The organism is Flavivirga abyssicola, assembly GCF_030540775.2.
GTDB classification, from domain to species: domain Bacteria; phylum Bacteroidota; class Bacteroidia; order Flavobacteriales; family Flavobacteriaceae; genus Flavivirga; species Flavivirga abyssicola.
In genome coordinates, this window is sequence record NZ_CP141266.1 from 499354 (window position 1) to 512747 (window position 13394).

Annotated in this window: 7 protein-coding genes; 1 reads left to right on the forward strand and 6 read right to left on the reverse strand. The window is 35.2% G+C overall.

Going from position 1 to position 13394, the window contains the following annotated elements; genetic code table 11:
- Positions 1-29 precede the first annotated feature (29 nt).
- Genes Q4Q34_RS01845 through Q4Q34_RS01855 form a run of 3 tightly spaced genes read right to left on the reverse strand, consistent with a single transcriptional unit; the run spans position 30 to position 5989 of the window.
- The gene (locus Q4Q34_RS01845; protein ID WP_303317238.1) at positions 30-2003 is read right to left on the reverse strand and encodes a glycoside hydrolase family 97 protein; all 1974 of its coding nucleotides are present in this window, start codon (positions 2001-2003) and stop codon (positions 30-32) included.
- 33 nt (positions 2004-2036) lie between these two features.
- The gene (locus Q4Q34_RS01850; protein ID WP_303317237.1) at positions 2037-4319 is read right to left on the reverse strand and encodes an FAD-dependent oxidoreductase; all 2283 of its coding nucleotides are present in this window, start codon (positions 4317-4319) and stop codon (positions 2037-2039) included.
- 23 nt (positions 4320-4342) lie between these two features.
- The gene (locus tag Q4Q34_RS01855; RefSeq protein ID WP_303317236.1) at positions 4343-5989 is read right to left on the reverse strand and encodes a sodium:solute symporter family protein; all 1647 of its coding nucleotides are present in this window, start codon (positions 5987-5989) and stop codon (positions 4343-4345) included.
- Positions 5990-6157: 168 nt separating this feature from the next.
- On the opposite strand from Q4Q34_RS01855, the gene Q4Q34_RS01860 reads away from it, so the two are divergent.
- Positions 6158-7183: a LacI family DNA-binding transcriptional regulator gene (locus Q4Q34_RS01860; protein ID WP_303317235.1), complete on the forward strand. Its 1026-nt coding sequence runs from the start codon at positions 6158-6160 to the stop codon at positions 7181-7183.
- Between the two features lie 58 nt (positions 7184-7241).
- On the opposite strand, the gene Q4Q34_RS01865 is transcribed toward Q4Q34_RS01860, so the two are convergent.
- The 3 genes from Q4Q34_RS01865 to galB form a co-directional block, all read right to left on the reverse strand.
- A complete protein-coding gene (locus tag Q4Q34_RS01865) occupies positions 7242-9407 on the reverse strand; it encodes a glycoside hydrolase family 3 C-terminal domain-containing protein (RefSeq protein WP_303317234.1) in 2166 nt (721 codons plus the stop codon).
- A 62-nt stretch (positions 9408-9469) separates the two neighbouring features.
- On the reverse strand, positions 9470-10885 hold the full coding sequence (locus tag Q4Q34_RS01870; protein WP_303317233.1) for a sulfatase-like hydrolase/transferase: 1416 nt from the start codon (positions 10883-10885) through the stop codon (positions 9470-9472).
- A 44-nt stretch (positions 10886-10929) separates the two neighbouring features.
- Positions 10930-13389, reverse strand: coding sequence for a beta-galactosidase GalB (gene galB / locus Q4Q34_RS01875; RefSeq protein WP_303317232.1), 2460 nt, complete (start codon positions 13387-13389; stop codon positions 10930-10932).
- Positions 13390-13394 lie beyond the last annotated feature (5 nt).

The window sequence follows — 13394 nt, forward strand, 5'->3', positions numbered from 1 at the left end:
CACTTTTATATTTTGATTTAAACCATAATCTACTGTGCTTTAAAGCAAATTACAGCGCCCCCATTTTTAGCTAAATCTATGTTTAGCTTTGTATTTTTATTGGCTTTAGAAGCCTCTTTGCTATACATAGTTACTAGATTGTGTTCTGGCTCAAACTGTCTTGGATGCAACCCTGTAACATCAAATTTATCAGACTCTAAATCATCCTTAAAAATTTCGGCAGTATAATCCTTATCTTCTAAAAAATTGCAATCAATAGTAATTTGTTTTGTAGCACCACTACTTAAAACACCCAGATACCAATCTTTACCACTTCGTCTAGCTATAATTGCCATTTCTCCAATTTTACTTTGAGGGAGCACAATAGACTCATCCCAAACTGACGGCATCTCATCCAATAATGGCAATGCTGTTTTTACTTCTTTTGCTGTTAATAAATAATCCGTATTCTCTGCTATACAGTTAAAAGGGCTATAGAAACAAACTAGTGTAGCTAATTGATGTGCCCATGTGGTTTCTCCTGGATTAGTAAACCCAATTGGTGTATAGTCTGCATGCCCTGTTATGTACCTTGTAAATGGTAAGGCTGCATTATGAGACGCTGTTAGGTTTCTTTCGTTTTTAATGCCATTAATTTCCAATCCACGAATTCCTTCTCTTGTTACCTCATTAGGATAGGTTCTATACTCACCCGAACTTTGTTGGCAACCATGAAAATTCACCATTAGTTTTCTTTCTGCAGATTTTTTCAATAAGTGTTCATCAAAATCTATTAAGCCTTTGGTTTGTCCGTTCATAAAATCTACTTTAATACCTTTAGCTCCTGTAGCAGCTATACTATCAAGAAAAAGCCTCATAACTTCATAGTCATTTTCAGGGAAATTCAATTCTTTAGAGTGTTTCCAAAGAAAAACACCAACTCCTTTACTTGTGGCGTCTTCGCATAATTTAGTGGTGGCTTCCCACTTATTTTCCCAACGCTCCCAGCCTTCATCAACCATAGAATACTCAAAACCCAATGCCTTGGCATCATCAATCATATCTCGTTCTGCCTGATAATTAGCAAATTTTTTTGACCACCAGTGCCAAACGGCTGTTCCTGGTTTAATCCAACTTTTATCAGCAAATAACTTAGGGTCTGGTTCTGGGTTTAATGCAGGCACCATAACATTGTTTACAAGTGCATTTAAATCATCTGCCAGCAACACACAGCGCCATGGCGAAGTAATATTACCATCAACCTTAAAACCATTTTTCCCTTCAGTAAAATTAGATTTAAATGTATTATTACCAATAGCTTCTAATCGTGTTCCGCTATAATTGTATAATGCTGCTTCAGCAAGCAGTGCATAACCACCCTGGGGCAGTTCTAAAGTAAGCGTAAGCCCTTGAACAGGTCCCATTTTTGAAACTTTAGGCATTTCTGAAATATCAGCAGCAAACCATTCTCCTGCATGCGATTTTAACTTCCAGTTATTATTACGCTCAAAATACCAAACTTTAGTTTTATTAGGAAACTTGTAAGAAGTCGATTCTCCATTTACCACCTGAACGGTTTTCCCTGGCACTCTGTATCTGTAGGCGACACCTTGATTTGAAACCTGTACATCTAAATACCATTTAACACCATCGTTTTCAGTCAACTCAAAAGTTGTTTGATGCGCTTCATAACGTCCTTTGTTTTTTACGCCTAACAACGGAAACTCCTGCTTGATATTAGAAGTTTCTAATTGTTTAATTTGGGTATTAGATCCTAGTTCTTTTCCTCCCACTATTATACCAAAGGCAGAAGAATCTATAACAACGTTTTCTTTTGAAACTATTTTATAGCCAAGTTGATTATCTTGAAATTTGAAGATATATGCTGTATTTGTACCTCCTGTTAACTCAAATTGATCTTTTGGCGCTTTATCACAAGATATAAAGGTAACACCAAATATTACAGACCATAAGAATGACAAAATACAGTGCTTTGAAGTTAGATTTTTAAATTTACGAACCATTTTTAAATTTATTTAGTTTACGATATTTAATTGTTAATTACAAACCACTTCAAAAATTGATGCTGGTACATGCTCTGAAGGGTGTTTAGCTTCAATAATTAACCCTTTAGTTTTTAGGGGTTTTTCTAGTGAAAATGTATTAATTGTTTGATAGTTATCTACTGTTTTAAAAAGCACAACTCCATTACTATCTTTAATGGTGTAGTCTCTCAAACAGAAAGGAACAACCGCTTCTGGATGCCCCATTAATGTAGATTCCATTGGATGATCGTAATCTGGGTCTAAAAATAATTTTATCTCTGAAATCTCTTTTTCCTCAGACCAGTCAATCTTAAGCATAGGTTTTTCATCACTTAAATCTGAAACCCAAGCATTAATTTCGGTATTAGGTCTTACAAAACCATTACCAATGTTTGAGCTTTCAAAAGCTTTAATTGCCGGAGAAATTTCCATGGCAATATTATGCCCTTTGGGGCGACGCTGTGGAATCCAGAATTCAAATTCATCTACACCAATATGTTTAGGGGGTATTTGTTTACCAGTATTAGAAACTGCTTTATTAACACCATTAAACACAGATAACACTCCTGTATATCGTTTATTACTATTTTTAAAGCTCACCTTGGAATTCGATAAGAATGTTACAAAAGCATATTGATTTTGAGTCGTTGATACATTGAATTCGATGGTAATAAATTGCACGCCTTTTTCTAGATGAAACGTTTTGGTTTCTAAAATAACTTCTGGCGTGTAGTTTTTAGCTTTTTCAGATGTTCTTAACTGTACTTGAATACTAGTAGCTTCATCAGCTTTCAACTGTACTTTAAACGTGTAGTTTTGATTAGCATTAAACGGTAATAACTGCGCAGCTGAGACGGCTAAATTTGTCCACGTTCCATCAAAAGGAATTTTTAATAGCTTCAGTGATGATGAAGCTTCAATTTTGGCTTGATTTACTAGGTTTGATGACTTCTGAATAGGGATGTTTGGAATACTTTGTCCAATTAAATTCAACTCATTTTGTAACATTTTAATCTCGCCGTTTTTTAAAATATCGGCAGGTTTAATATGTTTCTCTTTGCATATGTAAGCAGCCATACCTAAAGCCTGAGCACAAAACCCTGTGGTTGCCATAACTCGTGTAGAACCAAAGGCTACGTGTGTAGCACTTATAATTCTTCCTGCCAATAACAGGTTATCTATATCCTTACTTACAAACGAGCGAAAAGGAATGTCATAAATACCTTTAGAATGCCATTGTGTACAGCCTGAAAGCTCACTATAAATCCCATCTGCTGGATGCAAATCTATAGCCCAACCCCCATGAGCTATGGCATCATCAAACTCACTTTGGTTGATAACATCTTGCTGTTTCATCATATACAGCCCTTCAAAACGTCTACTTTCTCGTTTTCCCGGAACTGTTCCTACCCACTCCAGGGTCATATTTTCTACATCTTCAAATTCACCTGAATTTTTAATATAATCCCAAACACCATAAATCACTTTCCATAGTTCATATTTAATCTCTTCTGTTTCATGAATGGTATCATGACGTCCTCCATATTCAAACCACCAAAAGCGACAACCTTTATCATCTTTTCCTATAGATTTATATCTTGGAATTGCGGTTTTAATATCTTTTAAAGCATATGATGGTGCCGTATATTTTACCGGTTTACCTGCATCTTTACTATAGAAATACATAGAGTGTCCTAAAAGCTCGCCATACGACTTATCTGGAGCAAATAGCTCTCCAAATTCTTCTTTGGATTCTGCACCTATTCTAAAGCTTGCTCCAGCCTTAAACGACACAATACCATCACCAGATGCATCACAAAACAGTGGAGACTTAATGTTATACTCCGTTGAATTTTGAGCGTTAAACGCCTTAACGGATTCTATTGTGTTATCATTTTTCTTTGCAACATCGTAAACACTAGTGTTTAAAAGCAGGGTAATATTCTTCTCGTTTAAAACCTTTTCTAAGAGAACCGTATCAAAAATCACTGCATTACCTTCTTTGTTTCTATACAAATTCTCTACAAGTATTTCATCCATAACACCTCCTTCACGAGACCAACGGTTATTGTTTCCCATATGAGATGTTGCTCCTAAAATCCAAAGGCGAACTTCGGAAGACGCATTCCCTCCTAAAACAGGTCTGTCTTGAACCAATACGGTTTTCACTCCTTTTCTTGCAGCCGTTATGGAAGCACAAACTCCTGCGGTTCCTCCTCCTACAACAACAAATTCTGCATTTATTAATTTAGACTTGTTAGCTCTTATACTTTTATTAAATGATTCTTTAATCATGTATTTTTTACGCTATTAAAATTTTAATTTCTTGTTTTATTTACTACATAAAGTCCCAACAATAAAACCCCAATCCCCATACCTCCTACAAGCATTTGGGCTGACTGACCAATGAAAGACAATATTAGGATTAGCAAACCTGTTGATGCAACACCAATACCAATAACTCGTGTTCCTTTTTTATTGCTACCATCAGATGCTTCTTTAGGTTCTCCTTGTTTCTTTAATCTTAATACTTCATACGCATCATAATCGGAAGTATTATTAGCAGTATACTTTAAAACCAGCTCTAAAATCATTAAAAACAGTATTGGTATTCCCATACCAACAACCATTTCCATAGCCCTGCCTAAGGTTATCCCTAATAATTCCGGTGCAAAAAATTTAAAAAAGGCATTGATTACCAACGACACTATGGTTACTGTTAAAACAGTTTTTCCTGTTTGCCTTTTCGAAAACAATGCCCATAATGGCGGTAAAAACATAGCACCTCCTGTTAGAGCGGCTAAACTCATAACCACTTCAACAATACCTCCCAATAAGGGTACTAATAAGGCAATAATAATAGTTATTACACCCAACGAAATAGTAGCTATTCTGGCTATCCTCACTAATTTTTTATCACTTGTTTTTGGAAATAAATTTTTATAAATATCATTGGTCAATACTCCTGCTGAGATATTTAATGTTGTGTTAACCGAACTTGAGGTAGCAAATACCATACCTCCTAGCATTAAACCAAGCATCCCCAAAGGAAGCACTTCTTTACACATTAATAAATATGCACCTTCATCGGCTAACTCACCAAGATCAGGGTTTAACACTCTGTAAATCATAGGTGGTATCATCCAAATTAAAGGACTTATGGTATAAAGTGCTCCGAATAACCAGCCTACTTTTTTAGCATCTTTTGGAGTAGCAACACTTGTGTAACGTTGTACATAGGCCCAGTTTCCTGCAATGAAAAACAAATTATAGAGGCCAAAGGCTATCATAAACACCCAAGAATATTCTTCGTTTGTAAATTCAAAAAAACGTTCAGGAGCTTGAGTAATGAAATTATCTAATCCTCCTATTTTATCGAAGGATAAAGGCACTACAATTAAGACAGCTGCTGTTAATACTATAAACTGTAAAACATCGGTTACAATTACTGCCCATAAACCACCAACTGCGGTATATATTAAAATAAGTACTCCTAATACAATAACACTTGTAGATATTGGAATACCTGTAGAAACCTCAACAATTTTAGCAACTGGATACAAAAACGCACCAGTAGTAAAAATGGATATCAATAAAAAGATATAGGTATAGGTTTTTTGAGTTGATTTCCCAAGTCTATCTGTTATAAACTCTGCTGCCGTCAACGCTTTCGTTTTTTGCCATTTAGGTGCAATAAAGAAGCCTATAATGACGCCAGCAATACACATGGTCCATTGAATGGTAACCGCCACCCAGCCACTAGAATATGCAATGGAGCCCCACACGACGAAAGTACCTGCGGAAAAGAAACTCATAAACAAAGAAAGACCACTCATCCACCATGGCAAAGCACCTCCTGCAGCAAAATAAGATTTCATATTCTTACCTGCTTTAGAGAAACTCATTCCACAGATAAAAACCAACAGTGTGAAGACTATGATTACGGTAATATCAATATTTGACATAGAAGCTTAATTTAGTAAGTTCTAGCAAGTAACTTGAAATATCTTAAATGGACAACTAAATGCCCAAATACAACTTCGGAAACGTTTCCATTTTTCCGGAAACGTTTCCGGAAATAGCAATATAAATTGTATTTTGGTCCATGTTTTTAAAATTTTAGCCACTTACAAATGAAACATGTTACCATTAAGGATGTTGCAAAAAAGTTAAATGTTTCTATTTCTTCAGTATCTAGAGCTCTAAATAATAAGCCCGATATAAAAAAGGAAACTCGTGAGTTAATATTAAAAACTGCGGAAGACATGGGTTATACCCCAAACCCAATCGCAAAACATTTGAGTGAAAGGAAATCTTATATTATTGGGGCAGTAGTTCCAGAATTAATGAGTGAATATTTTTCACAGGTTGTTATAGCACTTCAAGATTTTTTATCATCTAATGGCTATCAGTTGATTGTCATGCATTCTGACGAAAATCCAGAGTTGGAATTAAAAAATGTGAAGACCTTAATACGCAATATGGTTGACGGGCTAATTATTGCACCAGTAGTAGGCAACATGAACAAGTCTTTTTATTTAGAAAAACAAAAGCAAGATTTCCCTATAGTTTTTATGAGCCGAGTAAGCAGCTCTTACCCTGCTTCAAAAGTAATCTTCAACAATACAAAATGGAGCTTTTTTGCTACCGAACACCTCATCCGACAGAATTACAAAAAAATTTATCACTTGTCCGGTTACAAAGGGATGAGCGTTACAAAAGAAAGAGTTTACGGCTTTGAAAAGGCGTTAAAAAAACATAAAATTCCTAAAGAAAGGTATAAAATTATTGAAACAGGATTAAATGCTGAGGAAGGTATGGAAGCTATTGAAGATTTAATTTTTAATCATGATTTGCCTGATGCCTTTTTTTGTGTAAACGATATGGTAGCTCTCGGTGCGATAAAAAAATTAAAAGAAAACGGTTATAAGGTTCCAGAGGATGTTGCTTTTATAGGCTTCACCGAAACTCTAATGGCAGAGTTAGTAACGCCACAATTAAGTAGTGTTAAACAACCCACTTATAAAATGGCAGAAACAGCTGGTAAACTCTTGTTGGAAATCATAAATGATAATACCACCGAAGTAAAAACGGTTGTTTTAAATGGTGAACTAAATATTAGAAACTCTTCTATAAATCCAAAAAGCAACATCCTCTAAGCTGTTTATGGCAACTAAACATAGAGGGCATAAGTAAACAAAATTTTATTTGACTAAACTATTTGACTTTTAGCAAAGTAGAAACTGGTTTTGATGCTCCCAAATCTATGCTTCGTTGAGAGGGTAATGCATCTCCAACATAAATGGTGTATTTCCCTTTTCTTAAAACCGTTTTACCTGCTTCATTAAACTGATTGAAGGTTGCTTTATTTAATTCAAAACGTATTGTTTTAGTTTCCCCAGATTTTAAATACACTCTTTTAAATGCTTTTAAATCGAAAATAGGATCTTGTGTTCCTGCTAATGGTGAACTTATATAAAGTTGTACCACATTTTCAGCATCGTAATCTCCTGTATTAGTAACCTCAACTGAAACATTATACGTTTTGTCAACAGTCAAGTTTTTATATTCAAATGTTGTGTATGATAACCCAAAACCAAAAGGGTATAGTGGTTCCTCAGTCATATATTTATACGTTCTTCCCTTCATATTATAGTCTTCATAGGCCGGCAATTGTTCAACTGATTTTGGGAATGTTATAGGTAATTTTCCTGATGGTGATATATCTCCAAAAAGAATATTGGCTAAAGCTGTACCTCCTTCTTCTCCAGGATACCATGCAAAAACAACAGCATCAACTAGGTCATGAAGTTCGGGAATAGCAATAGGGCTTCCTCCTGTTAATACTAAAACAAGTGGTTTTTTAGATTTTTTTCGCATCTTCTTAATAAAGTTGATTTGATTTTCTGGAAGTTTCAAATCTTTCTTATCGCCTTTAAAGGTTGATGCTAAAGCTTCTCCTTCTTCACCTTCAAATAAACCAGAAATACCCATAACAGCAATGGTCACATCGGCTTTTGCGGCATTGCCAGTTGCCCAATCAATTGGGTTTAAATTTTCTCTAAACGGTAAAACGCCATATTTATAATTAATACTAGTTCCTGCACTTACCTTGCTTACTATACCATCTAAAATGGTTTGAGAACTGCCTGTTAAACCGTAATAATTACCTAATAAAACTTCTTCGCTAGATGCATTAGGCCCCACGACATAAACTGTTCTAGTGTCCTTTTTAAGCGGGAGTAAATTATTTTTATTTTTTAGCAGAACAATAGACTTTTCTGCCACTTCTTTTGCTAAAGCTCTGTGTTTTTCAGAATTTACAACCTCGGCTGTTATATTGTCATAAGGATTGGTTCCAATAGGATCAAACATTCCTAATTTAAAACGGGTTAAAAGACTTTCCTTTAGTCTTAAATCGATTAATTCTTCTGTTATTAATTTCTGTTCTAAAGATTTTTTTAAAACTTTATATACATTTCCGCAGTTAATATTTGTACCATTTATTAGCGCTAAAGCTGCCGATTCTTCTGGTGTTTTTGTGACTTTATGAAACTTATGGAAATCACTTATAGCACCGCAATCAGATACAATGTAGCCTTTAAAACCCCATTGGTCTCTTAAAATATCTTGTAATAAATATGGGCTTCCGCTACAAACTTCTCCCAAAGTACGGTTATACGCTCCCATTACCCCCTCAACATTTGCGTCCTGTACCAAAGCTTTAAACGCTGGTAAATAGGTTTCAAAAAGGTCTTTTTTATTAACCACGGCATTAAATTCGTGTCTCAACTCCTCTGGTCCCGAATGTACCGCATAATGCTTTGCGCAAGCTGCTGCTTTCATATAATCAGGATTGTTACCTTGTAAGCCTTTTACAAAACTCACACCTATTTTACTGGTTAAAAAAGGGTCTTCTCCATAGGTTTCTTGACCACGCCCCCAACGCGCATCCCTAAAAATATTAACATTAGGAGACCAAAAAGTTAGGCCAGCATACCTACTACGATTATTAAGTTTAATAGCTTCGTTATATTTCGCTCTAGCTTCATCTGAAATAGCGGTACCAACTTTAAGAATAAGTGCTTCATCAAAAGTTGCTCCAAAAGCAATAGCTTGGGGAAACACTGTGGCTCTTCCATTTCTGGCAACACCATGTAAGGCTTCATTCCACCAATTGTATTCTGGTATATTTAAGCGTTCTATAGGCGGACAAACATCTAACAATTGTGATGTTTTTTCTTCTAAAGTCATCGCTTCTATTAGATAATCTATGCGCTCATTATGGCTTAAAGAGGTATCAAGCCATTTTTGCGTAGCGCTTTGACTAAAACTAAAAACGGGTAATAAAACGAGTGTTAATATGAACTTAAATATTTTCATTTAATTTTTAAAATTATTATTTGTTAGCTGTTTAATTTTTAGGCTGATGGAGTTTACCTGCTTTATTTTGATGAGCGTTCTCCTTTTTGAGCCTTATCTATATAATATTGTCTATTTTTCTCTTCTTTTATAACATTTTTAATATGCGGATCTGACCATAGGGGCACTATATTATTTGCATCCCAAGCATCATACTGCCTTTTTAAGTCATCTACAATTTCTGGATGATTTGCGGCTATATTATTATGCTCATATGGGTCTTTTTCAATATCAAAAAGTAAATACTGCTTCTTATAATATGAATAAATCAATTTATAATTTGTACTTCTAATTGCATAGCCCTTACCTCCTGAATATCGCCAAAACATCGGTCGATCTTCGATTTTCTTATTTTCTGATTCTAAATATGGAAGTAAATTTATACCATCTAATTTTTTATTCTTTGGTTTTTTAATATTAGCTGCCGCCAAAATAGTAGGGTAAATATCCAAGGCAATAATAGGCTGTTTAAATGTTCTATTTCCCTTTATTTTATCTGGCCAAGAAATTACAAACGGTTCACGAATCCCGCCTTCAAACAACATGCCCTTATGTCCTCTAAATGGCGCACTACTTGCGCCATGTACATGGCCACCGTTATCGCTGTAAAAAAAGATGATCGTATTTTCATACTCGCCCGTATCTTTTAGTTTTTGAATTACTTTTCCAATTCCAGCATCCATTCCAACCACCATTGCTGCATATGCAGCACGTTTACCATCTTCTATATGCTTTACTTTCTTGGTATATGCTTTAGTAGCTTGTATTGGTGCATGTGGTGCATTATAAGCTAAATACATAAAGAAAGGTTTTTTGCTTTTGGAGTAGGTATCAATGTATTTTACAGCTTCATTGGAAAAATCGTCTGTAAGATATGATAACTCGTTAGCTGGAACAGGAACGCCATCGCGTAATACTCCTAACATCTCATTCTTACCATTTAAATTGCCCCAATAATCAAATCCTCCATCTGTAAATCCATACCAATCATCAAATCCTCTATTTGAAGGCCAATACTTCTTAGCATTTCCCAGATGCCACTTTCCTATAGCACAAGTTCTATATTTATGTTTTTGCAATAACTCAGATATGATCAACTCATTTAAAGGTAAACCCAATGAACTATTTTCATTATCATCTATTGGATTATTTTCATGACCAAATTGCTGTTGATAGCGACCTGACACCAATCCTGCTCTACTCGGGCTACAGTATGGATGTGTTGAATAACCTTGGCTAAATACAACACCATCTTCGGCCAAAAGGTTTAAATTTGGTGTTGGTATATCTGTACCTCCATTAAAACCAACATCACCCCATCCTTGATCATCTGAAAGAATGATGATAATGTTAGGTTGTTTACCGTTCGCATCTTGTGCTTGAACAGATATATAGATAAAACAAGCTAAAAAAATTAATAGTCCCTTCACAAGTTTCATATTCTCTATTTTATTAATACTTATGGTTTTTAACTGAATATTCTTTATTTAGTTGTAATAGTTATTTTACTTGATTTTAAAGACTTAGACTTAGCTGTTAAAGTGATTTGTCCTGCTTTCTTAGATGATTTTATAATAGCTAAACACATACCGCTAAACGCTTTTCTATGATTCGCTTGAAACGACTCTACACTTGTTTGGTTTCCATTATCTACTGCAATTAACTTACCGGCACCACTTACTGAAAAATTAACCAAATTATCAGCCATTGGACATAAATTCCCGTTTTTATCTTCTATTCTAACCGTTACATAAGCTAAATCTTCTCCATCGGCATTGATTTCTTTTCGGTCAACAGACACACTTACTTTAGCTGGTTTACCTGCTGTATATATTTGTTCTTCTTGTACTGGTTTTCCATCTTTATATCCCACTACTTTAATATTTCCAGCTTTGTAAGGCACATTCCATGACAGTCTGTATTTAGATTGAAACGTAGTACCCTCATAATCATTAAAACTAACCAAAAGCTCTGTTAAGTCTTTACCCTTAACCTTTTTCCCCATAGATTTTCCATTCACAAAAAGTTCCGCAGAATCACAATTTGTATAGCAATACACAGGAATATCTTCGCCTTCCATACCTTTCCAATTCCAATGAGGTAATAAGTGTATCATGGGCTCTGTTGTCCATTGACTTTGATATAAAAAGAATCTATCTTTAGGAAACCCACATAAATCTACTGCCCCAAAATAAGAACTATGAGATGGCCAATCGTCATTCCAATAGCCATTAGTAGAATTATCTCTTCCTCCGTAAGGTGTTGGTTCTCCTAAATAATCGAATCCTGTCCAAATAAATTCGCCCATAACATGCGGATTTTGTTCTTGAAAATGAAACTCAACATCTGGTGGATATGCCCAAACAGGACCTATCAAATCATAACTGGTTACATGCTTTGATTCATGCGTTTTATATTTTTCTATTGGTAAGTGATAAACACCACGACTACTCGTACAACTAGAAGTTTCGGTAGCTACAATTGGCATTTCTGGATAATTATTTCTTACATCAACATAATGTGTTGGTTTGTAATTCATACCAGCAATATCAACTTGTTGCGCCATATTATTATCATAAGGCCCAGAATAATGGTTAAACCCAGCCGAAGTTGGTCTTGTTGGATCTGTTTCTTTGCAATATTCATTTAATCGTTTTGCTACTCTCCAACCATTTTTCTTATCCTTCTGTTCTATGATTTCGTTACCTATACTCCACATTACTATGGATGGATGATTTCTGTCTCTTTTAATCATATCCTTTAAATCTCGCTCTCCCCATTCATCAAAAAACAAGTTATATCCGTTAGGTACTTTTTCCATTTTCCAAACATCAAAAGCCTCATCTTGAACCATCAGCCCTAATTCATCGCAAAGCTCTAAAAGTTCTCTTGATGGTGGATTATGACTAGTACGAATGGCATTAACCCCCATACTTTTCATAATTTGTAATTTTCTTTCATCTGCTCGACGGTAAACCGCAGCTCCTAATGCGCCATTATCGTGATGTAGACAAACGCCATTGAAGCGTACTGGTTTATCATTTAAGAAAAAACCATCTTTAGTATATCTAATAGACCTTAACCCAATACGACTTTTATAAGTATCTACTACATTACCATCTGTTGTTACTGTAGTAATAACATGGTATAGATTAGGTGTTTCAGTGTCCCAGCGTTGTGGGTTTTTTATGCTACAAAACAAAGCTGATTTAGCGGAATTGTTTGCTGGAATTGAAATTATTTCATCAATGGAAGCCACTAATTTTCCTTCTGGCGAAACGTATTCATGCTTTACTTTTGCATCAACTGGCACATTACTTTTATTAACTACCGTAGTTTCATTTTGCACTACAGCCAAATCTTTAGTTACCGTAGGTGTTGTAATATAGGTTCCCCATTGTCCTACATGCACTTTGTTATCAATTTTTAACCAAACAGAACGGTATATGCCTGCACCGGGATACCAACGTGTAGATAAGTCTTCTGGACGTAATCTAACGGCTATAACATTATCAGATCCATCATATTTTAAATGTTTACTGATGTCATATTCAAAACCAATATATCCAAAGGGTCTATTACCAATAAATTGCCCATTTACCCAAACGTGAGCATTGTACATAGCGCCTTCAAACTCAATACGCACTACCTTACCTTGTGCTTCTGCATCCACTTTAAAATGTTTACGGTACCAGCCTGTTCCATGAAATGGCAACCCTCCTGAACGCGCATTGTATTTAACATCAAAAGGCCCTTCTATCGCCCAATCATGGGGAAGGTTTAAATTCCTCCAATTTGAGTCATTAAATTTAGGTGCTTCTGCCCCTTCTGCTTCAGCATTGTAGAATTTCCAAGATGCATTAAAATTTATGTCTTGGGCCTGGGTTTCTGAATAGCTCAAAATAAAAATGGCTAGACATAGAAAAATATTAAATTTCTTCATATTGA

Bases quoted from the DNA above. Each gene is read 5' to 3' on its own strand.
- Q4Q34_RS01865 (WP_303317234.1), bottom strand. From the start codon at position 9,407: ATGAAAATATTTAAGTTCATATTAACACTCGTTTTATTACCCGTTTTT.
- galB (WP_303317232.1), bottom strand. From the start codon at position 13,389: ATGAAGAAATTTAATATTTTTCTATGTCTAGCCATTTTTATTTTGAGC.
- Q4Q34_RS01845 (WP_303317238.1), bottom strand. From the start codon at position 2,003: ATGGTTCGTAAATTTAAAAATCTAACTTCAAAGCACTGTATTTTGTCA.
- Q4Q34_RS01860 (WP_303317235.1), top strand. From the start codon at position 6,158: ATGAAACATGTTACCATTAAGGATGTTGCAAAAAAGTTAAATGTTTCT.
- Q4Q34_RS01855 (WP_303317236.1), bottom strand. From the start codon at position 5,989: ATGTCAAATATTGATATTACCGTAATCATAGTCTTCACACTGTTGGTT.
- Q4Q34_RS01870 (WP_303317233.1), bottom strand. From the start codon at position 10,885: ATGAAACTTGTGAAGGGACTATTAATTTTTTTAGCTTGTTTTATCTAT.
- Q4Q34_RS01850 (WP_303317237.1), bottom strand. From the start codon at position 4,319: ATGATTAAAGAATCATTTAATAAAAGTATAAGAGCTAACAAGTCTAAA.